Genomic DNA, 25972 nt, shown 5'->3' on the forward strand with positions numbered 1-25972 from the left:
GACGAGGTGGCGGGCGCGACACGCCCGACCACGGGGGTGGGGGACGAGGAAAAAACTGCAGGTCCTGGCCGCGTAAGTGGTTCGTGACCTGGAGCCGTGCGAGAGCGCGGCAACCAAACGAAGACTTACCGGCTCGGTACGAGGAAGACGGAGACGCGGTGCCCACGATCCAGCAGCTGGTCCGTAAGGGCCGGCAGGACAAGGTGACCAAGAACAAGACCCCGGCGCTCAAGGGGAGCCCGCAGCGCCGTGGCGTCTGCACGCGCGTCTACACGACGACGCCCAAGAAGCCCAACTCTGCGCTTCGCAAGGTCGCCCGTGTCCGGCTGACGAGTGGGATCGAGGTCACGGCCTACATCCCCGGCGTCGGACACAACCTGCAGGAGCACTCGATCGTGCTCGTGCGCGGTGGCCGTGTGAAGGACCTCCCCGGTGTTCGGTACAAGATCATCCGGGGGTCGCTCGACACCCAGGGTGTCCGGAACCGGAAGCAGGCGCGCAGCCGCTACGGCGCGAAGAAGGAGAAGAGCTGACATGCCTCGCAAGGGTCCCGCAGGCAAGCGCCAGCTGATCGCTGACCCGGTGTACAACTCACCGCTGGTCACCTCGCTGGTCAACAAGGTCCTGCTCGACGGTAAGCGGTCGATCGCGCAGAGCATCGTGTACGACGCACTCGAGGGTTGCCGCGAGAAGACCGGCAACGACCCGGTCGTCACGCTGAAGCGAGCGCTCGACAACGTGAAGCCGACCCTCGAGGTCCGCAGCCGGCGCGTCGGCGGTGCCACCTACCAGGTGCCGGTCGAGGTGCGCCCGGCGCGCAGCACGACGCTGGCGCTGCGCTGGCTGGTGCTGTACGCCCGGCAGCGCCGCGAGAAGACGATGACCGAGCGGCTGATGAACGAGCTGCTCGACGCGAGCAACGGCCTCGGCGCGAGTGTGAAGAAGCGCGAGGACACCCACAAGATGGCGGAGTCCAACAAGGCCTTCGCGCATTACCGCTGGTAATCCCCAGCATCTAGTCGTACGAGACAACGAGGACGCGAGAAGTGGCTACTCAGACCGGCGTAGACCTGGCCAAGGTCCGGAACATCGGGATCATGGCCCACATCGACGCGGGCAAGACCACCACCACCGAGCGGATCCTGTACTACACCGGCGTCAACTACAAGATCGGTGAAGTCCATGAGGGCGCGGCCACCATGGACTGGATGGAGCAGGAACAGGAGCGCGGCATCACGATCACGTCCGCCGCGACGACCTGTCACTGGACGGTTGACGACGTCGATCACACCATCAACATCATCGACACGCCGGGTCACGTGGACTTCACCGTCGAGGTGGAGCGTTCGCTGCGCGTCCTCGACGGTGCCGTCGCGGTGTTCGACGGTGTCGCCGGTGTGGAGCCGCAGTCGGAGACGGTCTGGCGGCAGGCCGACCGCTACAACGTGCCGCGGATCTGCTTCGTCAACAAGCTCGACCGCGTCGGCGCGGAGTTCCACCGCTGCGTCGACATGATCGTGGACCGCCTGCACGCCACGCCGCTGGTGCTGCAGATCCCGATCGGCGCCGAGGCCGACTTCAAGGGTGTCGTGGACCTGGTCCGCATGAAGGCCCTGGTGTGGAGCGCCGAGGCCGCCAAGGGCGAGATGTACGACGTCGTGGACATTCCGGAGTCGCACGCCGACGCCGCCCGTGAGTGGCACGACAAGCTGGTCGAGACGCTGGCCGAGGCGGACGACGAGATCATGGAGCTGTACCTCGAGGGCCACGAGCCCACGACGGACCAGCTGATCCCGGCCATCCGCCGCGCCACGATCGCCGGCAACCTCACCCCGGTCACCTGCGGCACCGCGTTCAAGAACAAGGGCGTCCAGCCCCTGCTCGACGCGATCGTCAACTACCTCCCGTCGCCGCTCGACGTCGAGGCCATCAAGGGCCATGACGTGCGCGACGAGGAGAAGGAGATCGAGCGCAAGCCGAGCGAGGACGAGCCGTTCGCGGCGCTGGCGTTCAAGATCATGAGCGACCCGCACCTCGGCAAGCTGACCTTCATCCGGGTCTACTCCGGCGTGCTGGAGTCCGGTTCCTCGGTCCTGAACAGCGTGAAGGACCGCAAGGAGCGCATCGGCAAGATCTACCGCATGCACGCGAACAAGCGTGAGGAGATCGAGCGCGTGGGCGCCGGCGACATCGTCGCGGTGATGGGTCTCAAGCAGACCACCACCGGCGAGACGCTGAGCGACGACAAGAACCCCGTGGTGCTGGAGTCGATGAACTTCCCGGCGCCGGTCATCAACGTCGCGATCGAGCCGAAGACGAAGGCCGACCAGCAGAAGCTGGGCACCGCGATCCAGCGGCTCGCCGAGGAGGACCCGTCCTTCCAGGTGCGGACCGACGAGGAGACCGGCCAGACCATCATCTCCGGCATGGGCGAGCTGCACCTCGAGGTGCTGGTCGACCGCATGAAGCGCGAGTTCAAGGTCGAGGCCAACGTCGGTCGGCCGCAGGTCGCCTACCGCGAGACGATTCGCCGCAAGGTGGAGAAGGTCGAGTACACCCACAAGAAGCAGACGGGTGGCTCGGGCCAGTTCGGTCGCGTGATCATCGACCTGGAGCCCATCGGCGGCGGCAGCGACGGCTACGAGTTCGAGAACAAGGTCACCGGTGGCCGCATCCCCCGGGAGTACATCCCGTCGGTGGACGCGGGCTGCCAGGAGGCGGCCGAGTTCGGCGTGCTCGCGGGCTACCCGATCGTGGGCGTCAAGGTGACGCTGCAGGACGGGGCCTACCACGACGTCGACTCTTCGGAGCTGGCGTTCAAGATCGCCGGGTCCATGGCGTTCAAGGAGGCGGCTCGCAAGGCCGACCCCGCGCTGCTGGAGCCGATGATGGCCGTCGAGGTGACCACGCCCGAGGACTACATGGGTGACGTCATCGGCGACCTGAACGGCCGGCGCGGTCAGATCCAGGAGATGGGCGAGCGCTCCGGCGTCCGCGTCATCAAGTCGATCGTTCCGCTGTCGGAGATGTTCGGCTACGTGGGTGACCTGCGCAGCAAGACCCAGGGCCGGGCTGTGTTCACCATGCAGTTCGACTCCTACGCCGAGGTTCCGGGGAACGTCGCGCAGGAGATCATCGCCAAGGCTCGGGGCGAGTAACCGCACCGTGCCGCGCCGCGGCGCACACAAGACCAACCACTGAAGCAATGCGGTCGTCTAGACGGCCGAGGATCGCAGCAAGGAGACACCGGTGGCCAAGGCCAAGTTCGAGCGGACGAAGCCGCACGTAAACATCGGCACCATTGGACACATCGACCACGGTAAGACCACGCTTACCGCGGCGATTACCAAGGTGCTCCATGACAAGCACCCCGACCTCAACCCCTTCACGCCGTTCGAGGACATCGACAAGGCGCCGGAGGAGCGCGAGCGGGGCATCACGATCTCGATCGCTCACGTCGAGTACCAGACGGAGAAGCGTCACTACGCTCACGTCGACTGCCCGGGTCACGCCGACTACATCAAGAACATGATCACCGGTGCCGCCCAGATGGACGGCGCGATCCTGGTGGTGGCGGCGACCGACGGCCCGATGCCGCAGACCAAGGAGCACGTGCTCCTGGCCCGCCAGGTCGGCGTTCCGTACATCGTCGTGGCCCTCAACAAGGCCGACATGGTCGACGACGAGGAGATCCTCGAGCTCGTCGAGCTGGAGGTCCGTGAGCTGCTGTCCGAGTACGAGTTCCCGGGCGACGACGTTCCGGTCGTGCGCGTCTCGGCGCTCAAGGCGCTCGAGGGCGACGCCGAGTGGGGCGCGAAGATCGCCGAGCTCATGGACGCCTGCGACGAGAACATCCCGGAGCCGGTCCGTGAGACGGACAAGCCGTTCCTGATGCCGATCGAGGACGTCTTCTCGATCACCGGTCGCGGCACCGTGGTCACCGGCCGCATCGAGCGTGGCGTCGTCCACGTCAACGAGACCGTCGACATCATCGGCATCAAGGAGACCGCGACCACCACCACGGTCACGGGCGTCGAGATGTTCCGCAAGCTGCTCGACGAGGGCCAGGCCGGTGACAACGTCGGTCTGCTCCTGCGCGGCATCAAGCGCGAGGACGTCGAGCGCGGTCAGTGTGTCATCAAGCCGGGCACCAACACCCCGCACACCGAGTTCGAGGCTCAGGTCTACATCCTGTCCAAGGACGAGGGTGGCCGCCACACGCCGTTCTTCAACAACTACCGTCCGCAGTTCTACTTCCGGACCACGGACGTGACCGGCGTCGTGCACCTGCCCGAGGGCACCGAGATGGTCATGCCGGGCGACAACACCGAGATGCGCGTCGAGCTCATCCAGCCGATCGCGATGGAGGAAGGCCTCCGCTTCGCGATCCGCGAGGGCGGCCGCACCGTCGGCGCCGGCCGAGTGACCAAGATCATCAAGTAGTAACCCCGTGTGGCGGCGGCCGGGCTCGCCAGCAGAGCCCGGCCGCCGCACCACGATGAGAAGACCCAGCGGCACTAGGAAGTAAAGGACACCGAGGCCACCATGGCGGGACAGAAGATCCGCATCCGGCTCAAGGCCTACGACCACGAGGTCATCGACACTTCGGCGCGCAAGATCGTCGAGACGGTGACGCGCACGGGCGCGAAGGTCGCCGGCCCGGTGCCGCTGCCGACCGAGAAGAACGTGTACTGCGTCATCCGCTCGCCGCACAAGTACAAGGACAGCCGCGAGCACTTTGAGATGCGCACGCACAAGCGTTTGATCGACATCATCGATCCGACGCCCAAGACGGTCGACTCGCTCATGCGGCTCGACCTGCCGGCCGGCGTCGACATCGAGATCAAGCTCTAAGGACGCATCGAGAGATGAGTAAGCAGAGAAAGGGCGTCCTGGGCGAGAAGCTCGGCATGACCCAGGTTTTCGACGATGAGGGCCGCATTGTGCCGGTAACCGTCGTCCAGGCCGGGCCGTGCGTCGTCACCCGGGTCCGCACCCCCGAGAGCGACGGCTACTCCGCCGTCCAGCTCGGCTACGGGCAGATCGACCCGCGCAAGGTGAACAAGCCCCTCACCGGGCACTTCGAGAAGGCCGGCGTCACGCCGCGCCGTCACCTCGTCGAGCTGCGCACCGACGACGCCACCGAGTACGAGCTCGGCCAGGAAGTCACCGTTGAGGCCTTCGAGGCCGGCCAGCGGATCGACGTCACCGGCCGCAGCAAGGGCAAGGGCACCGCGGGTGTCATGAAGCGCCACGGCTTCAAGGGCCTCGGCGCCTCGCACGGTACCCAGCGCAAGCACCGTTCGCCGGGTTCGATCGGCGGCTGCGCGACCCCGGGTCGCGTGTTCAAGGGCCTGCGCATGGCCGGTCGGCACGGCAACGCCCGCATCACCGTCCAGAACCTCACCGTGCACGCCATCGACACCGAGAAGAACCTGCTGCTGATCAAGGGCGCGGTTCCCGGTCCGAACGGCGGCCTCGTCCTGGTTCGCACCGCCGCGAAGGGGGCGAAGTAAGTGAGCAAGCTGGACGTCGAGCTGGCCCCGGAGATCTTCGAGGCCAAGGTCAACGTGCCGCTGATCCACCAGGTGGTCGTGGCGCAGCTGGCCGCGGCACGCCAGGGCACGCACAAGACCAAGACCCGCGGTGAGGTCTCCGGTGGCGGCAAGAAGCCGTACCGGCAGAAGGGCACCGGCCGGGCACGTCAGGGCTCCACCCGTGCGCCGCAGTTCGCCGGCGGTGGCACCGTCCACGGCCCGCAGCCGCGTTCGTACGAGCAGAAGACGCCGAAGAAGATGAAGGCGGCCGCGCTGCGCGGCGCGCTGTCGGACCGCGCTCGGTACGGCCGCGTGCACGTGGTGTCGAACCTGCTCGAGGGTGACACGCCGAAGACCAAGACGGCGCTCGCCGCGCTGCGCGAGATCACCCCGGCGGACAAGGTCCTCCTGGTGCTCGACCGCGAGGACGAGCTCACCTGGAAGAGCCTGCGCAACGTCCCCGAGGTCCACGTGATCGTCGAGGACCAGCTGAACACCTACGACGTGCTCTGCAACGACGACGTGGTGTTCACCGAGGCCGCGTACCAGGCCTTCGTGGGCCGTGTGAGCGGGAAGGAGAGCGCGCAGTGAAGATCGCCGACCCGCGCGACATCCTCATCGCGCCCGTGATCTCTGAGAAGAGCTACGGGCTGCTCGATGAGAACAAGTACACGTTCGAGGTCCGCACCGACGCCAACAAGACCCAGATCCGGCAGGCCGTCGAGGCCGTCTTCGGGGTCAAGGTGACGGGCGTGAACACCATCAACCGGCAGGGCAAGCGCAAGCGCACCCGGTTCGGTTACGGCAAGCGCAAGGACACCAAGCGGGCCATCGTGAGCCTGGCCGACGGTGAGCGGATCGACATCTTCGGCGGCCCGGTCTCCTGACCGGGATCGCTGAAGCAGACAAGGGATGAACGAAAAAGATGGGCATCCGTAAGTACAAGCCGACGACCCCTGGGCGTCGCGGTTCGAGCGTGGCCGACTTCGTCGAGGTCACCCGGACCGAGCCCGAGAAGTCGCTGGTGCGTCCGCTCCCGAAGAAGGGCGGCCGTAACGCGCACGGCCGCATCACCACCCGGCATCAGGGTGGCGGCCACAAGCGGGCCTACCGCGTCATCGACTTCCGGCGCGCCGACAAGGACGGCGTCCCGGCGAAGGTCGCGCACATCGAGTACGACCCGAACCGCACCGCGCGGATCGCGCTGCTGCACTACGCCGACGGGGAGAAGCGCTACATCCTCTGCCCGACCGGCGTGAAGCAGGGCGACGCGATCGAGAACGGTCCGGGCGCCGACATCAAGCCGGGCAACTGCCTGCCGCTGCGCAACATCCCGACCGGTACGGTCGTGCACGCCATCGAGCTGCGGCCGGGCGGCGGCGCCAAGCTGGCCCGGTCGGCCGGCTCCGGCGCGCAGCTGCTCGCCAAGGAGGGCAAGTACGCCACGCTGCGTATGCCCTCCGGTGAGATGCGCATGGTCGACGTTCGCTGCCGCGCCACCGTCGGTGAGGTCGGCAACTCCGAGCAGTCGAACATCAACTGGGGTAAGGCCGGCCGTATGCGGTGGAAGGGCAAGCGCCCGACCGTCCGCGGTGTCGCGATGAACCCGATCGACCACCCGCACGGTGGTGGTGAGGGCAAGACCTCCGGCGGTCGCCACCCGTCGAGCCCCTGGGGCAAGCCCGAGGGCCGCACCCGCAAGGCGAACAAGCCGTCCGATCGGCTCATCGTCCGTCGTCGTAGCAAGAAGAAGCGGTAGGAGCCCACCATGCCACGTAGCCTTAAGAAGGGCCCTTTCGTGGACGACCACCTCATGAAGAAGGTGGACGTGCAGAACGAGAAGGGCACCAAGAACGTCATCAAGACGTGGTCGCGGCGCTCCATGATCGTGCCCGACATGCTCGGTCACACGATCGCCGTGCACGACGGTCGCAAGCATGTTCCGGTGTTCGTCACCGAGGCCATGATCGGTCACAAGCTCGGGGAGTTCGCCCCGACGCGGACGTTCAAGGGCCACATCAAGGAAGACCGTCGCAGCCGACGCGGCTGACCGGAAGTACTGAGAGCGAGGAAACAGCGATGGAAGCCAGGGCCCAGGCGCGGTACGCCCGCGTCACGCCCAGAAAGGCCCGCCGCGTGGTGGACCTCATCCGTGGCCTGCCGGCCGCGGAGGCTCAGGCGGTGCTGCGGTTCGCCCCTCAGGCTGCGAGCGAGCCGGTGTACAAGGTGCTCTCGAGCGCCATCGCCAACGCCGAGCACAACAACCAGCTCGAGGTCGACACGCTCTGGGTGAGCCGCGCGTGGGTCGACGAGGGACCGACGCTGAAGCGTTTCCGCCCGCGGTCGATGGGGCGTGCGTACCGCATCAACAAGCGGACGAGCCACATCACGGTCGTGGTCGAGTCGCGGCTCGAGGGCGAGAAGTCCAACGGCCGTAAGAAGACGAGGAGGACCCGCTAGTGGGGCAGAAGATCAACCCGCACGGGTTCCGGTTGGGCATCACCACCGACTTCAAGAGCCGGTGGTACGCCGACAAGCTGTACAAGGACTACGTCAAGGAAGACGTGGCGATCCGCCGGATGCTGACCCGCGGCATGGACCGCGCCGGCATCTCCAAGGTCGAGATCGAGCGCACCCGTGACCGCGTCCGCGTCGACATTCACACCGCCCGTCCCGGCATCGTCATCGGTCGCCGTGGCGCGGAGGCCGACCGCATCCGCGGCGACCTCGAGAAGCTGACCGGCAAGCAGGTCCAGCTGAACATTCTCGAGGTGAAGAACCCTGAGGTCGACGCGCAGCTCGTCGCCCAGGGCGTCGCCGAGCAGCTGTCCAGCCGGGTCGCGTTCCGCCGTGCGATGCGCAAGGCCATCCAGAGCGCCATGAAGAGCGGCGCCAAGGGCATCAAGGTCCAGTGCGGCGGCCGCCTCGGCGGCGCCGAGATGTCGCGCTCGGAGTTCTACCGCGAGGGCCAGGTGCCCCTGCACACGCTCCGCGCCGACATCGACTACGGCTTCTACGAGGCCCGCACCACCTTCGGCCGGATCGGCGTGAAGGTCTGGATCTACAAGGGCGAGGCTCCGACGAGCCGCGCCGAGCGCGAGGCGCAGCAGGCCAAGGAGCGGGCCGCCGGCGGCGGCGGCCGGCGCGAGCGGCCGCAGCGTCGTGGTGGCGGCGGCGGCGGTGGCCGTCGTGGCGAGCGCGGTGGCGACCGCGGTGGCCGGCAGCAGCAGGCCGCGAGCGCGCCCAGCGGCGCCGAGCAGCAGCAGTCGAACGAGGCGGCCACGCCGTCCAGCACGGGTGAGGGGAGCTGAGTAACCAATGCTGATCCCGCGCAGGGTCAAGCACCGCAAGCAGCACCACCCGAAGCGGCGTGGGATGGCCAAGGGCGGCACGAAGGTCACCTTCGGTGAGTACGGCATTCAGGCCGTCGAGGGCGCCTACGTGACCAACCGGCAGATCGAGGCCGCTCGTATCGCCATGACCCGGCACATCAAGCGTGGCGGAAAGGTGTGGATCAACATCTACCCCGACCGTCCGCTGACCAAGAAGCCGGCCGAGACCCGGATGGGTTCCGGTAAGGGCTCGCCGGAGTGGTGGATCGCCAACGTCAAGCCCGGCCGCGTGATGTTCGAGCTGGCCGGCGTCCCGGAGCCGCTCGCTCGCGAGGCGCTGCGCCGCGCGATGCACAAGCTCCCGATGAAGTGCAAGTTCGTGAAGCGTGAAGTGGGTGAGGCGTGATGGCCAAGGGCCTTACCGCTGACGATCTGCGGACCCAGCCCGAGGCTGAGCTCGTCACCAAGCTCAAGGAGGCGAAGGAGGAGCTGTTCAACCTCCGCTTCCAGGCGGCGACGGGCCAGCTCGAGACTCACGGACGGCTTCGGGAAGTGAAGCGGGAGATCGCCCGCATCTACACCGTGATGCGGGAGCGTGAGCTCGGCATCGTCGAGTTCGCCGAGGAGCCCGTGGAGGAGTCCACCGATGAGTGAGCAGAACACCGAGACGCGGAACTACCGCAAGATCCGTGAGGGTCTCGTGGTCAGCGACAAGATGGACAAGACCGTCGTCGTCGCCGTCGAGGACCGCGTCAAGCACCCGCTGTACGGCAAGATCATCCGCCGTACCACGAAGTACAAGGCGCACGACGAGGGCAACGCCTGTGGCGTGGGCGACCGGGTTCGTCTCATGGAGACCCGGCCGATGTCCGCCACCAAGCGGTGGCGCGTCGTGGAGATCCTTGAGAAGGCCAAGTAGCTGGCAGTCGCCGCCGAGCGACTGAGGATCGAATCCGCCAGGCTCACAACGAGAACCGGCGTGAAATACAGGAGTTGACGTGATCCAGCAGGAGTCGCGACTCAAGGTCGCCGACAACACGGGTGCCAAGGAGATTCTGTGCATCCGCGTTCTCGGCGGCTCGGGTCGGCGCTATGCGGGCATCGGTGACATCATCGTCGCCACCGTGAAGGACGCCCTTCCCGGTGCCGGCGTCAAGAAGGGTGATGTCGTTAAGGCCGTCGTCGTGCGCACCCGCAAGGAGCGGGGCCGTCCCGACGGCTCCTACATCCGCTTCGACGAGAACGCGGCCGTTCTGATCAAGGACGGTGGCGACCCTCGGGGCACGCGTATCTTCGGCCCGGTCGGTCGGGAGCTGCGCGAGAAGCGGTTCATGCGCATCATCTCGCTGGCGCCGGAGGTGCTCTGATGAAGATCAAGAAGGGCGACGAGGTCGTCGTCATCGCCGGCAAGGACAAGGGCGCGACCGGGAAGGTCATCTCGGCCGACCCCAAGCGTGAGCGCGTGGTCGTCGAGGGCGTGAACATGGTGAAGCGCCACTCCAAGGAGACGAACCAGGGCCCGCGCGGCGCCAAGGAGGGCGGGGTCGTCACCGCGGAGGGGCCGATCCACGTCAGCAACGTGATGCTGCTGGAGAACGGCAAGCGCACTCGCGTCGGCTACAGCATCAACGAAGACGGCACGAAGGTCCGCGTCTCGCGCCGTACCGGTAAGGAAATCTGATGACCGCCGATACGACTACGCAAACCCCGCAGCCGCGGCTCAAGCTGCGCTACCGCGAGGAGGTCGCGCAGAAGCTGCAGGACGAGTTCGGCTACGCGAACGTCATGCAGATCCCGGGCGTGACCAAGGTCAAGGTCAACATGGGCGTCGGCGACGCCGCCCGCGACTCGAAGCTCATCGAGGGCGCGGTTCGCGACCTGACGACCATCACCGGCCAGAAGCCGGCCGTCGCGCGGGCGAAGAAGTCCATCGCGCAGTTCAAGCTGCGCGAGGGCATGCCGATCGGCGCGCACGTGACGCTGCGCGGCGACCGCATGTGGGAGTTCCTCGACCGCCTGCTGTCCCTGGCGCTGCCCCGGATCCGTGACTTCCGCGGCCTGTCGCCGAAGCACTTCGACGGCAACGGGAACTACACGTTCGGGCTCACCGAGCAGGTGATGTTCCACGAGATCGACCCGGACAAGGTCGACCGCCAGCGCGGCATGGACATCACGATCGTGACGACCGCGACGACCGACGACGAGGGCCGGGCGCTCCTGCGGCACCTGGGCTTCCCGTTCAAGGAGAACTGAGATGGCGAAGAAGGCTCTGATCGCCAAAGCGAACCGGAAGCCCAAGCACGCCGTGCGCGCCTACACTCGGTGCTCGCGGTGCGGGCGTCCGCGTGCCGTCTTCCGCAAGTTCGGCCTGTGCCGGATCTGCTTCCGGGAGATGGCGCACCGCGGCGAGCTGCCCGGCATCACCAAGTCCAGCTGGTAAATCCACCGGCTTTTCGATAAATGACCGATCGGGCGCCTGGACAAGGCGCCCACGACCGCGTCGAAGGTCCGTGACGTACGGAAACCGCGGCGAGGAGGGCCAGTAGGCCATGACGATGACCGACCCGATCGCAGACATGTTGACCCGTCTGCGGAACGCGAACTCGGCATACCACGACACCGTGGCCATGCCGTACTCGAAGATCAAGGCGCACATCGCCGAGATCCTCCAGCAGGAGGGTTACATCTCGGGATGGAGCGTGGAGGACGCCGAGGTCGGCAAGAAGCTCGTAGTCGACCTCAAGTTCGGCCCGAGCCGGGAGCGCTCGATCGCCGGGCTCAAGCGGGTGTCCAAGCCTGGCCTGCGGGTCTACGCGAAGAAGGACAACCTGCCGAAGGTCCTCGGTGGTCTCGGCGTCGCGATCATCTCGACGTCCTCCGGCCTGATGACCGACAAGCAGGCCGGCAAGCACGGTGTGGGCGGGGAAGTCCTCGCCTACGTGTGGTGAGGGGAGGGACCCAAGCATGTCGCGTATTGGACGTCTGCCCATTCCCGTCCCCAGCGGCGTCGACGTCAAGGTCGATGGCCAGGAGGTCACGGTCAAGGGCCCGAAGGGCGAGCTGAAGCACACGGTCGCCCGGCCGATCGAGGTCGCCCAGGAGGGCGGCGAGATCAAGGTCGGTCGCCCCAGCGACGAGGGCCCGGTCCGTGCGCTGCACGGCCTCACCCGGTCGCTGATCAACAACATGGTCATCGGCGTGACGCAGGGCTACAGCAAGACGATGGAGATCGTCGGCGTCGGCTACCGCGTTCAGGCCAAGGGCAGCAATCTCGAGTTCTCGCTCGGCTTCAGCCACTCGATCACGGTCGAGCCCCCGGCGGGCATCACCTTCCGTGTCGAGCGGCCGACCCAGTTCGTGATCGAGGGCATCGACAAGCAGAAGGTCGGCGAGGTCGCCGCGAACATCCGCAAGCTGCGTAAGCCCGACCCGTACAAGGGCAAAGGCGTGCGGTACCAGGGTGAGCAGATCCGCCGCAAGGTCGGAAAGGCTGGTAAGTAGACATGGCTGCGAGCAAGACTCAGGTCCGCAAGCGGACCGCGTCGCGCGCCGCGTCGCGGACCCGCCGGCACCTGCGCGTCCGCAAGAAGGTCCAGGGCACGCCGCAGCGGCCGCGCCTGGTCGTGACGCGTTCGACCAAGCACATGTTCGCGCAGATCATCGACGACCTGGCCGGTCACACGCTGGCGTCGGCGTCCACGCTGGACCCCACGCTCCGTACGGCCGAGGGCGACAAGACCGCCAAGGCGCGCAAGGTCGGCGAGCTCCTCGCCGAGCGGGCGCGCGAGGCGGGCATCAGCGCGGTGGTCTTCGACCGCGCCGGGCACCGCTACCACGGCCGCATCGCGGCCCTGGCGGACGGCGCCCGAGAGGGCGGGCTGGACTTCTGATGGCTCGTCAATCGCATCTGATGACGCACGAGAAGAGGAACCACTAATGGCAGCACCACGTCGTGGCGGCGGCGAGCGGCGCGACCGGCGTGATGACCGCCGCGGTGGCGCCGACAAGGGACAGTCGTACATCGAGCGCGTCGTAGCGATCAACCGGGTCGCTAAGGTCGTCAAGGGCGGCCGGCGCTTCAGCTTCACGGCGCTGGTCGTCGTGGGTGACGGCAACGGCACCGTGGGGGTCGGTTACGGCAAGGCCAAGGAGGTGCCCGCGGCGATCGCCAAGGGTGTCGAGGAGGCCAAGAAGCACTTCTTCAAGGTGCCGCGGATCCAGGGCACCATCCCGCACACCAGCCAGGGTGAGGAGGCCGCGGGCGTCGTCATGCTCAAGCCGGCCAGCCCCGGTACCGGTGTGATCGCGGGTGGCCCGGTGCGCGCGGTGCTGGAGTGCGCGGGCATCCACGACGTCCTGTCGAAGTCGCTCGGCTCGTCCAACGCCATCAACATCGTGCACGCGACGGTGGCGGCCCTCAAGCAGCTCAACCGGCCCGAGGAGATCGCGGCCAAGCGGGGTCTGCCGATCGAGGACGTCGCCCCGGCCGCGATGCTCCGCGCCCGTGCCGCGGGCAGCGAGCCCCGGCAGGAGGTGGCGTCATGAGCAACCTGAAGATCACGCAGGTGAAGTCCAAGATCGGTGGCAAGCAGAACCAGCGTGACACCCTGCGTACGCTCGGGCTCCGGCGGATCGGCGACAGCGTCGTCCGCGAAGACCGCCCCGAGGTGCTCGGGATGATCAACACCGTTCGCCACCTCGTGACCGTCGAGGAGGTCGACTGACCATGGGTGCAGAGACTCCGCTGCGGCCGCACCACCTGCGGCCCGCGCCGGGCGCCCACAAGTCCAAGGTCCGCAAGGGCCGCGGCGAGGCGTCCAAGGGCAAGACGGCCGGACGCGGTACCAAGGGCACCAAGGCCCGCAACACCGTGCCGGCCGGGTTCGAGGGCGGCCAGATGCCGCTGATCCGCCGGGTTCCGAAGCTGAAAGGTTTCAAGAACCCGTTCCGGGTCGAGTACCAGGTCGTCAACGTGGCCAAGATCGCCGAGCTCTTCCCCGAGGGCGGCGAGGTCACGCCGGAGAGCCTCGCGGAGAAGGGCGCCGTGCGCGCCGGCCGCCTGGTCAAGGTCCTCGGCACTGGTGACATCTCCGTAACGGTTCAGGTCAAGGCGCACGCCTTCTCCGGTTCCGCGAAGGAGAAGATCACAGGTGCCGGAGGCACTGCGGAAGAGCTGTGAGTCAAAGCCCTTGCGGGATTCGCCCCCGCCTTGCGGTGGCGGGGGCGGCAATCCCCGCAAGGGCTGTTAGAGTTCGACCGGCGATACTGTCGCCGCAACTTGAGGATCGACCGAGGGCCGTGAGCGGCCGCCGGCCGGAAACCGCGCAGGAGGAATGGTGCTGACCGCGTTCACTCGGGCGTTTCGAACACCCGACCTGCGCAAGAAGCTGCTCTTCACGCTGTTCATCATCGCGGTGTTCCGGCTGGGCTCTCAGCTGCCGGCACCGGGCGTGAACACCGGCGCCGTGCACCGATGCGTGGACGTCGTGAGCAAGGGGGCCAACGCCAATGTCTATGGCCTGGTCAACCTGTTCAGCGGCGGCGCGCTGCTGAAGCTATCGATCTTCGCACTGGGCATCATGCCCTATATCACCGCGAGCATCATCCTTCAGTTGCTCACCGTGGTGATCCCTCGCCTGGAGGCGCTCCGTAAGGAGGGCCAGGCCGGGACCACGAAGATCACGCAGTACACCCGCTACCTGACGATCGGCCTGGCGATCCTCCAGGGCACCGGCATCGTCGCGATGGCGAGCACGGGCAACCTGCTCCAGGGTTGCACCGAGGACCTGCTCTGGAACAAGGGCTGGTTCACCATCGTCACGATGGTCATCGTCATCACCGCGGGCACGTCGGTGATCATGTGGCTCGGTGAGCTGGTCACGGACCGGGGTGTCGGCAACGGCATGTCGATCCTGATCTTCACCCAGGTCGTCGCGGTCTTCCCGTCCGAGTTCTGGAACATCTACAAGACCAAGGGCGGCTTCGTCTTCGCGATCGTGCTCCTCGTGGGCATCGCGATCGTCGCCGGCGTGGTCTTCGTCGAGCAGGCGCAGCGCCGCATCCCGGTGCAGTACGCCAAGCGGATGGTCGGCCGACGGATGTACGGCGGCACCTCGACCTACATCCCGCTCAAGGTGAACCAGGCCGGCGTCATCCCGGTCATCTTCGCCTCGTCGCTGCTGTATCTCCCGCAGCTGATCGTCCAGATGTGGCACAGCTCGAACCCGGTGGCGACGTTCATCAACAAGTACCTGGTCAAGGGCGATCACCCGATCTACATGGCCCTGTACTTCCTGCTGATCATCTTCTTCACCTACTTCTACGTGGCGATCACGTTCAACCCGACCGAGGTCGCGGACAACATGAAGAAGTACGGTGGGTTCATCCCGGGTATTCGCCCGGGGCGGCCGACCGCCGAGTACCTCGACTACGTGCTCACGCGGATCACCGCTCCCGGTGCGCTGTACCTTGGACTCATCGCGCTGGTCCCGATGGTGGCGTTCGGCATCATCGGTGCGAGCCAGAACTTCCCGTTCGGCGGCACCAGCATTCTGATCATGGTCGGCGTCGGGCTGGACACGGTGAAGCAGATCGAGAGCCAACTCCAGCAGCGTAACTACGAGGGCTTCCTGCGGTAGTGCGAATCGTGCTCGTGGGCCCCCCGGGAGCGGGCAAGGGGACTCAGGCCCAGTTCATCTCATCGCATCTGTCGGTCCCGAAGATTTCGACAGGTGACATCTTCCGCGCCAACGTGAGCGGTAACACGCCCCTCGGCCGTAAGGCCAAGGAGTACATGGACCGCGGCGACCTCGTCCCCGACGAGGTGACGATCGCGATGGTGCGCGACCGGCTCGCCGAGGACGACGCGCAGGAGGGCTTCCTGCTCGACGGCTTCCCGCGGAACGTTCCGCAGGCGGAGACGCTCAAGAAGATCCTCGCCGAAATGGATCTGCGGCTCGACCTCGTCCTCGAGCTCGTGGTCGACGACGACGAGGTCGTCCGGCGGCTCTCGGGGCGCCGTACCTGCCGCAAGTGCGGGAAGATCTGGCACGTGGTCTTCGACCCGCCGTCCAAGGAGGGCGTCTGCGACGTCTGCGGCGGCGAGCTGTTCCAGCGTGACGACGACCGCGAGGAGACCATCAGGCACCGCCTGGAGGTCTACCAGGAACAGACCGCACCCCTCGCGTCGTTCTACGCCGATGAGGGCATCCTGGTCGGTATCGATGCGACAGGGCCCGTCGAAGAGGTCACCGAGCGGGCGCTCGCCGCGCTTCGTCCCTTCACCGACTGACCACGGTGGTGAGGCGCGGCCGGATTCCTCCGGGCGCGTCCGGATCTACCTGCGGAGCGGAGAGTGTGGAAGAAGCGTAAGTCGGCCATTCAGATCAAGTCGCGTGGCGAGCTGGACGTGATGCGGGAGGCCGGCCTGGTCGTCGGCCGCACACTCCAGCGGCTCACCGAGGCGGTCAAGCCCGGCATCACGACGGCGGACCTGGACGCGATCGCGGAGGACTCGATCCGCTCTGAGGGCGCGACACCGTCGTTCAAGGGCTACCAGGGGTTCCCGGCCTGCATCTGTACCTCGGTCAACGAGGAGATCGTGCACGGCATCCCCAGCCCGTCGAAGGTCCTCGCCGAGGGCGACGTCATCTCGATCGACTGCGGCGCGATCGTCGACGGCTGGCACGGCGACTCGGCCGTGACGGTGCCGGTCGGTGAGATCACCCCGGAGGAGCGCAGGCTCCTCGAGGTCTGCGAGGAGTCGATGTGGCGCGGCCTGGCGGCCGGGCTGGCCGGCGGCCGGCTCAGCGACATCGGGCACGCCGTCGAGACGTACGTCCGCGGCCAGGGCGACTACGGCATCGTCGAGGAGTACGTCGGCCACGGCATCGGCACGGAGATGCACATGGACCCGGCCGTGCCCAACTACGGGCTGCCGGGCCGCGGGCCGGTGCTGGTACCGGGCATGTGCTTCGCGGTCGAGCCGATGGTCAACCTGGGCACGGCCGAGACCCTGCTGCTCGACGACGACTGGACCGTCATCACCGGCGACGGCCGGCGCTCGGCGCACTTCGAGCACACCTTCGCCGTCACCGAGGACGGCCCCTGGGTGCTCACCGCCCTCGACGGCGGCGCCCGCCTCAAGGACGCCTGAGCGCTCCTGCGGTCGCCGGTTGCCGGTCGCGACCTGAGTGCCCCGAGTTCTGGTCGCCGGGACGACGAGAAGTCCCGGCACAGAGAAGTCTCTGCGCTCGGCCTGTGATCGCCGCGGCTGTGGATCGGGGTGTGGCGCGGCGTAATCTCTGGATTAAGGAATCCGGGGGCTCCTGAGGGAGAGGATCGACCATGGCGCTCAATCCCGAGATCCGCGCCTCCGACGCCGATCGTGATCGGGTCGCGGCTGCGCTGCGGGAGCACTGTGCTCAGGGGCGCATCGGCGTCGACGAGTTGAACGAGCGCCTCGACCTCGCCTACCGCGCGCGAACGCTGGGCGACCTGCAGAAGGTGACCAGCGACCTCCCCGAAGAGGACATGTACGAACTGCCGGTGCCGGCGTATCGGCAGTCGACGCCCGCCCACCGTCCCGGGGGCGGTCTCCAGCGGACGGGGATGCGGGCGGGCTGGGCGACGTACGCGTCGGTCAACCTGGTCTGCTTCGTGGTCTGGCTGCTCACCGCCGTGACGGCGGGCGCCTGGTACCCGTGGTGGATCTGGGTGGCGGGCCCGTGGGGCGCGCTGATGCTGGCCGGGCAGTTCTTCGGACGAGGGGAAGAGCGCCGCTGAGCGGAGCTCCGAGCGGGCCGTCTTGCATGGATCCGGATGGTCCCTGATGAAGACCCTGACGCATCGCCGGGCGTTCAGTCGGTGAGCGCGGGGGAGGGATCCCGGTTCGGGGGGACGGCTCCGGAGGCGTGCAGGAAGAACGCGCGGGCGACCTCGATCGCCGCGGCGGCGTCCAGGAACCCACGGTCACGGGCGGCGGCGTCGAGCGCATGTCCGTCCATCGCCACCACACCCCACCGATCGGCGATGTGGGCGCGCAGCAGATCCTGGCGGAGGTGGTGCACGGCCCGGTGCGGAGCCGTGGCCGCCACGGCGTCGTTGACGCTCCAGGCGGCCGCCACGGCCGCCGCGCTGTCCAGGTCCGGTCTGATGAGGAACGCCGTCTTCGCCAGGGTGGTGAGCCGGGCGTGCCCCGCCGCGTCGAACCGGGCCGAGCGAACGAGGATGTGCAGCAGTTGCTCGTCCTCGCTCAGGCCGTGGATCTCCTGGGGGCTCAGCCAGTACTGCGCCTGTTCCTCGTCCAGCGAGCCTCGATCAAGGCCGCCGGCACGCGCGGTCTCGATCGCGCGTCGCTCGATCACGGCGGGGTCGTCGCCGGGCGAGCCTCCGGTGATCCAGGTGAGGGCGGCGTGCCGCCACCGGGCCGGGAAGCCCGGGTCGTACAGCTGCTGGTGCTGGAGTTCCGCGACGACCGGGATCCTTCCGGCGCCGGGGCGGCGGACATGGAAGCGTGTGATCCACTGTTCGATCTGCGTCGTCCGCCATGAGGTGCCGGCCCACTCGCTCGGATCGGGTGGTGTGAGCCTTCCGTCGGCCACCAGGCGGAGTGCCTCGACCGCGTCCGCGTACTTGGCGTCGACGGCCTCGGGGCGATCGTTCCGCCAGTGGGTCATCCGGTCGACGGCGTCCCGCAGGCTCGCGTCGTCGGCGACCGCGTCGGCCAGCGCGCGCGGAGTTCTCGCCGGGTAGTAGAGCTCTCGGGCGACGGCGAGCAGGCGGTCCGCCTCCGTCCGGCCGATCGCCGCGGCGTTCACGGCGTCGCCGAGGCGTATCCGGACGTCGACCAGCGGGACGGACAGCGGGCGGAGATCATCGGGCGTATGCGCGACGGCGACCTCGTCATCCGCCTCGATCCGGCCGTCCCGGTACATCTCGAAGATCCGGCCGACGCCCCGCATGCCGAACGGATACAGCTCCGCCGCGCGAAGCGCGCCCATGCTGGACGCGCCGACGACGGAGACGCCCTCGGCGAGCAGCAGCAGGATCTCCTTGTGCCGGACGGGCGGGGTGGAGTGGAAGACACCGTCGATGATGACCACGATGTCGCCCGCCGCGCAGCCGAGGGCGAGCAGGTCGCCGTGGCGCACCGGAGGATGCGTATGCGCCTCGGGCAGGATCCGCCCGACCTGCTCGGCGCCGATGGTGGGCCCGCAGAAGACATGGACGGTCACGCGGCCCCCTCGCCCCTCGTTTCGGCCTCGGCGCGGACGCTCGAGTGCAGCGTCTGCCGTGTTCCCGGGCAGAGCACCTTCACCACCGCGAACTCGTCCCGATCGGCGAGCACGACCCGGAGCGGGGAGGAACCCGTGACCGCGCCGATCCGTTCGGCGAGCCGGTCCGCCTCCTCGGTGTCCGTGGCGAAGTGCGCGCCGGGGACCGTGCTCTTCACCCGATCCCACGCTTCCAGCGGTCCGGGGGTCACCGGACGCGGGAGATGAACGGGACGGTACGCCGCCGATGCCAGATCGTCCCGAGTGCCGGTGATGTGGGTCAGCCGTGCCTGTACGGCCTCGGTGACGGCGCGCGACAGCGCGACGGGCGGGTCCGCGTGCGCACCGGCACCGAACATGACCGATGCAGGTGAGTCCTCGTGCCACAGATGGGCGACCACACAGGGCACGCCCATCCTGTTCGGCACGTACTCGATCTCCAGCCACGCGCCGGCACGGGAGACGCGCTCGACGAGTTCCGCGCAGTGATCGTCGGAGACGCTCGCCGGGTCGATGTACCGACGGCTCGACGCGGGGACGCCCCGCAGGGCGTGCACGGCGTCACGCTCGATGACCTCGTACAGGGCGTGCACGGTCGCCTCTGCCACGGTGTTTCCGGAGGCGAGGCCGTTGGAGCTCTCCATGAACGCGGGGACACGCCAGTCGGCCGGAGGGTGCCCCATCCGGACCGCACCCCGGGGCACCGGCACCGAGGTCCGCTCGACCAGGTCGACGGCCTGGATCCAGTCCAGCCGTGTCCGCTCGGTGAGCAGGCTTCCCCGCATCCCGGCCAGTTCCTTGATCTCGTACGGGAGGTCGAGTTCCGATGAGGGTGTGTCGAGGAGGCCGGGTGCCGGGACGGCGTTCTCGGCGTGCCAGAGTTCGACGGCCTCCATGGCTCCGGAGATCTTCGCGAGCAGGAGCGTCGCGCCCTTCCCCTGGGAGACCGACAGGGTCGTCGCCAGCGGGCGGACCGCCATCACGACCGGGATCCCGATGATGTCCAGACCGGTGACGTCGGCGAGCCGGGTGATGCCGTAGTCCCTCAGCAGCGGCCGGATCGACTCATAGGTCTCCTCCGGCGTCCGAACGCGGTGGGTGCCCGTGAAGAACACCTTCTGCATCGTTCCTCCATGGCGAACACCCCGGTCACGGCCCGTCGAGGCCATGATCGGGGCTTCCCGGGGCCGGTCCGCTCAGGAGGCCGGTACGTAGACGGTCTCGTCGTTGGCCGACAGCCCGTACGTGATGTGAGCCTGCGCGTGCCCGTACGCCGGGACGGCCTCGGCGGTGTACGTCGTCTCGTCGTTGGCCGACAGCCCGCAGGTGGCGTGTGTCTGCGCGTGCCCGTGCGCCGGAACGGGCTCAGCGGTGAACAGTTCGTCCAGGTCGGCGATCGCCACGTGCGCGGCGGCGGTGCCCTGCGGGAGCGGGTGTCTCGTCATCTGCTCTCCTGTCGCCAGCCGGCCACGGTGATCGTCCGAGGCCGGGTCAAAGAGGGAAAAATACCGCGTTCAAGATCATATCGGCGGTGATCGTCGCGGCGCGGAATGAAGTGCCCCGTCGGCTGGTTGTGACGAGGGTGACGCCCCGACACGGGGTCCGGAGCTTGATTTCGGATTTCGTGCCGCGTGACGTACACTCTTTTGTCGGTCCCGTGTTGGCTCATGCCCGCATGTCATTGCGGTGAGTCGGTATCCCGCGGAGGCCGTTCTCCTGACGAACCGATCAACGAAGCGCGGAGGACATGCCCAAAAAAGAAGGGGCCATCGAAATCGAGGGCACCGTCGTCGAATCACTCCCGAACGCCATGTTCCGGGTGGAGCTCGACAACGGGCACAAGGTGCTCGCCCACATCAGCGGCAAGATGCGGATGCACTACATCCGGATCCTGCCCGATGACCGCGTCGTCGTGGAGCTGAGCCCCTACGACCTCACGCGCGGTCGGATCGTCTACCGATACAAGTAACCACCCACTGGGGTTGCCTTCCCCGCGTATAGTCGGTTGGTGAGCCGTTTCGGCGTGCTCGCCTGCGGCTCGGCAGCGCGGGGGTGACCCTGCACGAGGAGACCCAGTGAAGGTCAAGCCGAGCGTCAAGAAGATCTGCAGCAAGTGCCGCATCATCCGGCGGCACGGCCGGGTCATGGTCATCTGCGATGACCCGCGCCACAAGCAGCGTCAGGGCTGACAACTCAACAGCAACCGCGCCACGGGCGACCTGGCGCGGTCGCGCATATTCCGACGTTCCGCGGCTCCCCTGAGGAGCAACCCCCGGTCGGAGGCCGGGGCCCCACCCGGGCAGGGGTGGGGGTGCGGGGCGCAGACCTCCGTGAAACAGAAGGGAACTGCCCGAGATGGCACGCCTCCTCGGCGTCGACCTCCCGCGCGACAAGCGCCTCGAGGTCGCTCTCACCTACATCTTCGGCATCGGCCGTACCCGCGCCCTCGAGACCCTGAAGGAAACCGGCATCAACGGTGACCGTCGGGTCCACGAGCTCGGTGACGACGAGCTGATCCAGCTCCGTGACTGGATCGAGGCCAACTACCGGATCGAGGGCGACCTGCGCCGCGAGATCCAGGCCGACATCCGTCGCAAGATCGAGATCGGCTGCTACCAGGGCATTCGGCACCGCCGCGGCCTGCCGGTGCACGGTCAGCGGACGCAGACCAACGCGCGTACGCGCAAGGGCAAGAAGAAGACCGTCGCCGGCAAGAAGAAGGCCGGCAAGAAGTAGTAGTCCTCGGCCCCTCGCCCGGGGCCGACGGATCGACGACCTCCAGGAGATTTGAGAGCAGATGCCGCCAAAGAGCCGCCCCGGCGCCAAGAAGGTGCGCCGGAAGGAAAAGAAGAACGTCGCTCACGGGCACGCCCACATCAAGAGCACGTTCAACAACACGATCGTCACGATCACGGACCCCGTGGGCGCCGTGATCGCATGGGCCAGCGCCGGTCACGTGGGCTTCAAGGGCTCGCGTAAGTCGACGCCGTTCGCCGCTCAGATGGCGGCCGAGGCCGCCGCCCGCCGCGCCATGGAGCACGGCATGCGCAAGGTCGACGTCTTCGTGAAGGGCCCGGGTTCGGGCCGCGAGACCGCGATCCGGTCGCTGCAGGCGACCGGCCTCGAGGTCGGTTCGATCCAGGACGTCACCCCGGTGCCGCACAACGGCTGCCGTCCGCCGAAGCGTCGCCGCGTCTGAGTTAGGGAAGAAGAGAGATGGCTCGATACACCGGCGCCGACTGCAAGCTGTGCCGCCGCGAGAAGATGAAGCTGTACCTCAAGGGCAGCAAGTGCGAGGGCCCGAAGTGCCCGATCGAGATCCGCCCGTACCCGCCGGGTGAGCACGGTCGCGGCCGTCCCAAGGAGAGCGAGCACATGCTCCAGCTCCGGGAGAAGCAGAAGGCCCGTCGCATCTACGGCGTCCTCGAGGCCCAGTTCGTCAACTACTACAAGGAGGCGAACCGCCGGACGGGCAAGACGGGTGACAACCTGCTGAGCCTGCTCGAGCGCCGCCTCGACAACGTCGTCTACCGCGCGGGCTTCGCCAAGAGCCGCGACATGGCCCGGCAGCTGGTCAAGCACGGCCACTTCCTGGTCAACGGCAAGAAGGTCGACATCCCGTCGTACCGCGTCAGCGAGCGCGACATCATCGAGGTGCGCCCGAAGTCCCTCGAGGACACCCCCTTCGTGGTGGCGCGCGCCGAGGCCGGCGACAGCCGGGTCCCGGCGTGGATCGAGGTCGTCCCCGACCGCATGCGCATCCTCGTGCACTCCCTCCCGGTCCGGCAGCACATCGACGCGCCGGTCCAGGAGCAGCTCATCGTCGAGTGGTACGCCAAGCGCTGACGTCCACTCGTGCGGGCGCACGTCTCATGGCGTGCGCCCCGCAGTGCGAGATCGCGGCAGTCATATAGCGGGCGCCGCGGGAAGGAAGTAAGAAATGCTCATCGCCCAGCGACCGACTCTCACCGAAGAGCAGGTCGACGAGTTCCGGTCGCGGTTCACGATCGAACCGCTGGAGCCGGGCTTCGGCTACACCATCGGCAACTCGCTTCGCCGTACGCTCCTGTCCTCCATCCCGGGTGCCGCCGTCACGAGCATCCGGATCGAGGGCGTGCTGCACGAGTTCTCCACGATCCCGGGCGTGAAGGAGGATGTCACCGACATCATCCTGAACCTCAAGGAGCTCGTCGTCTCCTCCGAGCACGACGAGCCGGTCGTGATGTACCTCCGCAAGCAGGGCCCCGGTGAGGTCACCGCCGCCGACATCGCGCCGCCGGCCGGTGTCGAGGTGCACAACCCCGAGCTCCACATCGCCACGCTGAACAACAAGGCGAAGCTGGAGATGGAGCTCACCGTCGAGCGTGGCCGGGGTTACGTCTCCGCCGCCCAGAACAAGCAGCCGGGCCAGGAGATCGGGCGGGTTCCGATCGACTCGATCTACTCTCCGGTCCTGAAGGTCACCTACAAGGTCGAGGCGACGCGTGTCGAGCAGCGCACCGACTTCGACCGGCTGATCGTGGACGTCGAGACCAAGCCCGCGATGCTGCCGCGCGACGCGGTGGCGAGCGCCGGCAAGACCCTGGTCGAGCTGTTCGGCCTGGCCCGGGAGCTCAACGTCGAGGCCGAGGGCATCGACATGGGCCCGTCCCCGACGGACGCCGCGCTCGCGGCGGACCTGGCGCTGCCGATCGAGGAGCTCAACCTCACGGTCCGGTCCTACAACTGCCTCAAGCGCGAGGGCATCCACACCGTGGGTGAGCTCGTGGCCCGCAGCGAGCAGGACCTGCTCGACATCCGCAACTTCGGCGCCAAGTCGATCGAAGAGGTCAAGCAGAAGCTCAACGACATGGGCCTCACGCTGAAGGACTCCCCGCCCGGGTTCGACCCGACGGCGGCGGCGGACGCCTACGGCGACGAGGACCAGAGCTACGCCGAGACCGAGCAGTACTGATCAGTTGACCGGGCGGCCCCCAGGGGCCGCCCGTCGTCACCGACACTCGGCGGGGCCGACGGCCTCGCCGGACCGACACCGGTACCTCGTACGGCCGGTGCGGGTTGAAACAAGGAGAAGTTCATGCCCACGCCCACCAAGGGCCCTCGTCTCGGCGGCAGCCCGTCGCACCAGCGCATCATCCTGGCGAACCTCGCCACGGCGCTGTTCGAGCACGGCCGCATCACGACGACCGAGGCCAAGGCCCGGCGGCTGCGTCCGCTGGCGGAGAAGCTGATCACCAAGGCCAAGCGCGGTGACCTCGCCGCGCGGCGCCAGGTCCTCACCGTCGTGCGGGACAAGGGCGTCGTCCACACGCTCTTCACCGAGATCGGTCCGCGGTTCGAGAACCGTCCGGGCGGCTACACCCGGATCACCAAGCTCGGCCCGCGCAAGGGCGACAACGCCCCCATGGCGCTGATCGAGCTGGTCGAGGAGGCCGCGCCGTCCGCGGTGACGACCCGTACGACCGCTCCGGCCGCGGAGGCCCCGGCGCCCGCCGCCGAGGAGACCGAGGAGACCCCGGCAGCGGCGACCGAGGAGCCGGCGGCCGAGGCCCCGGCCGCGGAGGCCACGGCGGACGACACCGAGGCCGACGAGAAGAAGTAGCGCAACGTTTACGACGCAGCCCGCCGCGCCCCTACGGGACGGCGGGCTCGTTGTTTGAAAGACTTGTGTTCGACGCGCTCGGCCGCCGGTGCCGGATCTGCTCGGCCGCCGGCAGGCGGGAGCCGTCGATCCGTTCGTTGACGTTCACCCCTCAAGGGACGTCCATCCGTCTATGAAGGAGAAGCCGGTGGTTCGCCGTCTGCGGCCCCGTTCGACGGCTGAGGGGCTCGGCGCGCCCGCGGGGTGCGCCCGGACGCGACTCCGCCGCGCCGTCACCGACGCGCTCACGGTAACAGAAGGGGGGAGGCGGCGTTCCGCGTTCGGCCCGAAGGCCGAGACCGACGCGCCGCGAGCCCGATGACCGCTCTGGTACGACTCCGGCTCGACCTCGCCTACGACGGCGCGGAGTTCGCCGGCTGGGCGCGGCAGCCGGGGCGGCGAACCGTCCAGGGTGTCATCGAGGACGCCCTGGGCCGGGTTTTGCGGCTGGACCCGCCGCCGGTCCTCACGGTCGCGGGTCGTACGGACGCCGGGGTGCACGCGCGCGGCCAGGTCGCGCACGTCGTCCTCCCCGTGGCGGCCTACTCCCAGGTGGGCGGCACACTGCCGCGCCGGATGGCCGGCGTGCTGCCACCGGACGTGCGGATCTGGCGGATCGAACAGGCGCCCGACGGCTTCGACGCGCGGTTCTCCGCCCTGTCACGCCGCTACGCCTACCGCGTCTGCGACAACCCGGTGGGCGTCGACCCGCTGCGCCGCCACGAGGTGCTGTGGCACCCTCGGCCCCTCGATCTGGACCGGATGAACGCCGCCACCGCGCTGCTGCTCGGCGAGAACGACTTCGCCGCGTACTGCCGCAGGCGCGAGGGCGCGACGACGATCCGGAGGCTGCTGCGGTACGACTGGGAGCGCGAGTCGGCCGACGTCGCCGTCGCCACCATCGTGGCCGACGCCTTCTGCCACTCCATGGTGCGCGCCATCGTGGGCGCGCTGCTGTCGGTCGGCGACCGCCGCCGTCCGGTCGAGTGGCCGGCCGAGGTCCTCTCCGCCCGCGTCCGCGACTCGGCGGTGCAGGTCCTCCCGCCGCACGGCCTGACGCTGGAGGAGGTCACGTACCCGGAGGCCGGGCTGCTGGCCAGCCGGGCCCAGGAGACCCGCCGGGTCCGGGTCCTCGGCGCGACCGCCCCGGAGGAGCGCCAGGCCGGCTGACCCGGCCCGGAGCAACGC

At 68.1% G+C, this 25972-nt stretch carries 40 protein-coding genes; 37 read left to right on the forward strand and 3 right to left on the reverse strand.

Translation table 11 applies throughout. The annotated features are described in order from the left end of the window. Positions 1–158 precede the first annotated feature (158 nt). From rpsL to ABD978_RS11470, 29 genes are all read left to right on the forward strand, one after another. On the forward strand, positions 159–533 hold the full coding sequence (rpsL, locus tag ABD978_RS11330) for a 30S ribosomal protein S12 (protein ID WP_019632621.1): 375 nt from the start codon (positions 159–161) through the stop codon (positions 531–533). Position 534: 1 nt separating this feature from the next. Further along, a complete protein-coding gene (gene rpsG / locus ABD978_RS11335; RefSeq protein WP_252780395.1) occupies positions 535–1005 on the forward strand; it encodes a 30S ribosomal protein S7 in 471 nt (156 codons plus the stop codon). A gap of 41 nt (positions 1006–1046) precedes the next feature. After that, positions 1047–3158 carry an elongation factor G gene (gene fusA, locus ABD978_RS11340; RefSeq protein ID WP_345352694.1) on the forward strand — a complete coding sequence of 704 codons (2112 nt, stop codon included), beginning with the start codon at positions 1047–1049 and terminating at the stop codon, positions 3156–3158. Between the two features lie 91 nt (positions 3159–3249). Then, positions 3250–4443: an elongation factor Tu gene (tuf, locus tag ABD978_RS11345; RefSeq protein WP_345352697.1), complete on the forward strand. Its 1194-nt coding sequence runs from the start codon at positions 3250–3252 to the stop codon at positions 4441–4443. A gap of 102 nt (positions 4444–4545) precedes the next feature. Beyond that, positions 4546–4854: a 30S ribosomal protein S10 gene (gene rpsJ / locus ABD978_RS11350; protein WP_141956729.1), complete on the forward strand. Its 309-nt coding sequence runs from the start codon at positions 4546–4548 to the stop codon at positions 4852–4854. Positions 4855–4868: 14 nt separating this feature from the next. Continuing rightward, positions 4869–5516, forward strand: coding sequence for a 50S ribosomal protein L3 (gene rplC / locus ABD978_RS11355; RefSeq protein WP_345352701.1), 648 nt, complete (start codon positions 4869–4871; stop codon positions 5514–5516). Further along, positions 5517–6128 carry a 50S ribosomal protein L4 gene (gene rplD, locus ABD978_RS11360; protein ID WP_345352704.1) on the forward strand — a complete coding sequence of 204 codons (612 nt, stop codon included), beginning with the start codon at positions 5517–5519 and terminating at the stop codon, positions 6126–6128. Next, positions 6125–6424, forward strand: coding sequence for a 50S ribosomal protein L23 (rplW, locus tag ABD978_RS11365; RefSeq protein ID WP_252780425.1), 300 nt, complete (start codon positions 6125–6127; stop codon positions 6422–6424). The genes rplD and rplW overlap by 4 nt, the downstream gene beginning before the upstream one ends. 38 nt (positions 6425–6462) lie before the next feature. Further along, entirely contained in the window at positions 6463–7296 is an 834-nt protein-coding gene (gene rplB, locus ABD978_RS11370) for a 50S ribosomal protein L2 (RefSeq protein ID WP_345352708.1), read from the forward strand. 9 nt (positions 7297–7305) lie between these two features. After that, complete coding sequence (gene rpsS / locus ABD978_RS11375; protein ID WP_252780430.1) at positions 7306–7587, forward strand: 30S ribosomal protein S19; 282 nt, start codon at positions 7306–7308, stop codon at positions 7585–7587. A gap of 29 nt (positions 7588–7616) precedes the next feature. Beyond that, positions 7617–7997 carry a 50S ribosomal protein L22 gene (rplV, locus tag ABD978_RS11380; RefSeq protein WP_345352712.1) on the forward strand — a complete coding sequence of 127 codons (381 nt, stop codon included), beginning with the start codon at positions 7617–7619 and terminating at the stop codon, positions 7995–7997. Continuing rightward, positions 7997–8848, forward strand: a complete 852-nt coding sequence (rpsC, locus tag ABD978_RS11385) for a 30S ribosomal protein S3 (protein WP_345352715.1) — start codon at positions 7997–7999, stop codon at positions 8846–8848. The genes rplV and rpsC overlap by 1 nt, the downstream gene beginning before the upstream one ends. A gap of 7 nt (positions 8849–8855) precedes the next feature. Further along, the gene (rplP, locus tag ABD978_RS11390; RefSeq protein ID WP_252780460.1) at positions 8856–9275 is read left to right on the forward strand and encodes a 50S ribosomal protein L16; all 420 of its coding nucleotides are present in this window, start codon (positions 8856–8858) and stop codon (positions 9273–9275) included. Then, positions 9275–9523: a 50S ribosomal protein L29 gene (gene rpmC / locus ABD978_RS11395; protein ID WP_252780978.1), complete on the forward strand. Its 249-nt coding sequence runs from the start codon at positions 9275–9277 to the stop codon at positions 9521–9523. Before rplP ends, rpmC begins: the two co-directional genes overlap by 1 nt. After that, complete coding sequence (gene rpsQ, locus ABD978_RS11400) at positions 9516–9788, forward strand: 30S ribosomal protein S17 (protein WP_345352726.1); 273 nt, start codon at positions 9516–9518, stop codon at positions 9786–9788. The genes rpmC and rpsQ overlap by 8 nt, the downstream gene beginning before the upstream one ends. A 79-nt stretch (positions 9789–9867) precedes the next feature. Next, complete coding sequence (rplN, locus tag ABD978_RS11405; protein WP_252780494.1) at positions 9868–10236, forward strand: 50S ribosomal protein L14; 369 nt, start codon at positions 9868–9870, stop codon at positions 10234–10236. Beyond that, the gene (gene rplX, locus ABD978_RS11410) at positions 10236–10550 is read left to right on the forward strand and encodes a 50S ribosomal protein L24 (RefSeq protein ID WP_345352729.1); all 315 of its coding nucleotides are present in this window, start codon (positions 10236–10238) and stop codon (positions 10548–10550) included. Before rplN ends, rplX begins: the two co-directional genes overlap by 1 nt. Then, positions 10550–11122 carry a 50S ribosomal protein L5 gene (rplE, locus tag ABD978_RS11415; protein WP_345352732.1) on the forward strand — a complete coding sequence of 191 codons (573 nt, stop codon included), beginning with the start codon at positions 10550–10552 and terminating at the stop codon, positions 11120–11122. Before rplX ends, rplE begins: the two co-directional genes overlap by 1 nt. Before the next feature lies 1 nt (position 11123). Next, positions 11124–11309: a type Z 30S ribosomal protein S14 gene (locus ABD978_RS11420; RefSeq protein WP_252780511.1), complete on the forward strand. Its 186-nt coding sequence runs from the start codon at positions 11124–11126 to the stop codon at positions 11307–11309. Between the two features lie 109 nt (positions 11310–11418). After that, the gene (rpsH, locus tag ABD978_RS11425; protein WP_252840830.1) at positions 11419–11817 is read left to right on the forward strand and encodes a 30S ribosomal protein S8; all 399 of its coding nucleotides are present in this window, start codon (positions 11419–11421) and stop codon (positions 11815–11817) included. 16 nt (positions 11818–11833) lie between these two features. Then, positions 11834–12370, forward strand: a complete 537-nt coding sequence (rplF, locus tag ABD978_RS11430; protein WP_345352745.1) for a 50S ribosomal protein L6 — start codon at positions 11834–11836, stop codon at positions 12368–12370. A 2-nt stretch (positions 12371–12372) separates the two neighbouring features. Beyond that, positions 12373–12759 carry a 50S ribosomal protein L18 gene (rplR, locus tag ABD978_RS11435; protein ID WP_252780529.1) on the forward strand — a complete coding sequence of 129 codons (387 nt, stop codon included), beginning with the start codon at positions 12373–12375 and terminating at the stop codon, positions 12757–12759. Positions 12760–12805: 46 nt separating this feature from the next. Next, positions 12806–13414 (forward strand): 30S ribosomal protein S5, encoded by a 609-nt coding sequence (rpsE, locus tag ABD978_RS11440; protein ID WP_345352752.1) that lies wholly within the window; start codon positions 12806–12808, stop codon positions 13412–13414. After that, positions 13411–13593 (forward strand): 50S ribosomal protein L30, encoded by a 183-nt coding sequence (gene rpmD, locus ABD978_RS11445; protein WP_345352755.1) that lies wholly within the window; start codon positions 13411–13413, stop codon positions 13591–13593. The genes rpsE and rpmD overlap by 4 nt, the downstream gene beginning before the upstream one ends. A gap of 2 nt (positions 13594–13595) precedes the next feature. Beyond that, complete coding sequence (rplO, locus tag ABD978_RS11450; RefSeq protein WP_345352758.1) at positions 13596–14048, forward strand: 50S ribosomal protein L15; 453 nt, start codon at positions 13596–13598, stop codon at positions 14046–14048. Between the two features lie 157 nt (positions 14049–14205). Continuing rightward, positions 14206–15507, forward strand: a complete 1302-nt coding sequence (secY, locus tag ABD978_RS11455) for a preprotein translocase subunit SecY (RefSeq protein WP_345353680.1) — start codon at positions 14206–14208, stop codon at positions 15505–15507. Then, the gene (locus ABD978_RS11460; protein WP_345352761.1) at positions 15507–16160 is read left to right on the forward strand and encodes an adenylate kinase; all 654 of its coding nucleotides are present in this window, start codon (positions 15507–15509) and stop codon (positions 16158–16160) included. The genes secY and ABD978_RS11460 overlap by 1 nt, the downstream gene beginning before the upstream one ends. A gap of 63 nt (positions 16161–16223) precedes the next feature. Next, on the forward strand, positions 16224–17024 hold the full coding sequence (gene map, locus ABD978_RS11465; protein WP_345352764.1) for a type I methionyl aminopeptidase: 801 nt from the start codon (positions 16224–16226) through the stop codon (positions 17022–17024). 191 nt (positions 17025–17215) lie between these two features. Beyond that, a complete protein-coding gene (locus ABD978_RS11470) occupies positions 17216–17653 on the forward strand; it encodes a DUF1707 SHOCT-like domain-containing protein (protein WP_345352768.1) in 438 nt (145 codons plus the stop codon). A 74-nt stretch (positions 17654–17727) separates the two neighbouring features. Here ABD978_RS11470 and ABD978_RS11475 read toward each other — a convergent pair whose 3' ends face one another. The 3 genes from ABD978_RS11475 to ABD978_RS11485 all read right to left on the reverse strand — a co-directional run bounded on the left by ABD978_RS11475 (position 17728) and on the right by ABD978_RS11485 (position 20588). Further along, positions 17728–19104 carry a TfuA-like protein gene (locus tag ABD978_RS11475; RefSeq protein WP_345352771.1) on the reverse strand — a complete coding sequence of 459 codons (1377 nt, stop codon included), beginning with the start codon at positions 19102–19104 and terminating at the stop codon, positions 17728–17730. Beyond that, positions 19101–20267, reverse strand: a complete 1167-nt coding sequence (locus ABD978_RS11480) for a YcaO-like family protein (RefSeq protein WP_345352774.1) — start codon at positions 20265–20267, stop codon at positions 19101–19103. The genes ABD978_RS11475 and ABD978_RS11480 overlap by 4 nt, the downstream gene beginning before the upstream one ends. A gap of 72 nt (positions 20268–20339) precedes the next feature. Further along, positions 20340–20588 carry a hypothetical protein gene (locus ABD978_RS11485; RefSeq protein WP_345352777.1) on the reverse strand — a complete coding sequence of 83 codons (249 nt, stop codon included), beginning with the start codon at positions 20586–20588 and terminating at the stop codon, positions 20340–20342. Positions 20589–20890: 302 nt separating this feature from the next. On the opposite strand from ABD978_RS11485, the gene infA reads away from it, so the two are divergent. The 8 genes from infA (at position 20891) to truA (ending at position 25954) form a co-directional block, all read left to right on the forward strand. Then, positions 20891–21112, forward strand: a complete 222-nt coding sequence (infA, locus tag ABD978_RS11490; RefSeq protein WP_067912209.1) for a translation initiation factor IF-1 — start codon at positions 20891–20893, stop codon at positions 21110–21112. Positions 21113–21218: 106 nt separating this feature from the next. Then, entirely contained in the window at positions 21219–21332 is a 114-nt protein-coding gene (rpmJ, locus tag ABD978_RS11495) for a 50S ribosomal protein L36 (protein ID WP_252780562.1), read from the forward strand. A 166-nt stretch (positions 21333–21498) separates the two neighbouring features. Further along, the gene (rpsM, locus tag ABD978_RS11500) at positions 21499–21879 is read left to right on the forward strand and encodes a 30S ribosomal protein S13 (protein ID WP_345352782.1); all 381 of its coding nucleotides are present in this window, start codon (positions 21499–21501) and stop codon (positions 21877–21879) included. A gap of 61 nt (positions 21880–21940) precedes the next feature. Then, positions 21941–22342, forward strand: coding sequence for a 30S ribosomal protein S11 (rpsK, locus tag ABD978_RS11505; protein ID WP_345352785.1), 402 nt, complete (start codon positions 21941–21943; stop codon positions 22340–22342). A 17-nt stretch (positions 22343–22359) separates the two neighbouring features. Continuing rightward, positions 22360–22989, forward strand: coding sequence for a 30S ribosomal protein S4 (gene rpsD / locus ABD978_RS11510; RefSeq protein WP_345352788.1), 630 nt, complete (start codon positions 22360–22362; stop codon positions 22987–22989). A gap of 94 nt (positions 22990–23083) precedes the next feature. Then, positions 23084–24097 (forward strand): DNA-directed RNA polymerase subunit alpha, encoded by a 1014-nt coding sequence (locus ABD978_RS11515; RefSeq protein WP_252840846.1) that lies wholly within the window; start codon positions 23084–23086, stop codon positions 24095–24097. Between the two features lie 123 nt (positions 24098–24220). Beyond that, positions 24221–24745 carry a 50S ribosomal protein L17 gene (gene rplQ, locus ABD978_RS11520; protein ID WP_345352793.1) on the forward strand — a complete coding sequence of 175 codons (525 nt, stop codon included), beginning with the start codon at positions 24221–24223 and terminating at the stop codon, positions 24743–24745. 357 nt (positions 24746–25102) lie between these two features. Further along, positions 25103–25954, forward strand: coding sequence for a tRNA pseudouridine(38-40) synthase TruA (truA, locus tag ABD978_RS11525; protein ID WP_345352796.1), 852 nt, complete (start codon positions 25103–25105; stop codon positions 25952–25954). Positions 25955–25972: the final 18 nt, after the last annotated feature.

Origin of the sequence: Actinoallomurus liliacearum, assembly GCF_039542035.1 — a bacterium.
In the GTDB taxonomy this organism is placed as follows: domain Bacteria; phylum Actinomycetota; class Actinomycetes; order Streptosporangiales; family Streptosporangiaceae; genus Actinoallomurus; species Actinoallomurus liliacearum.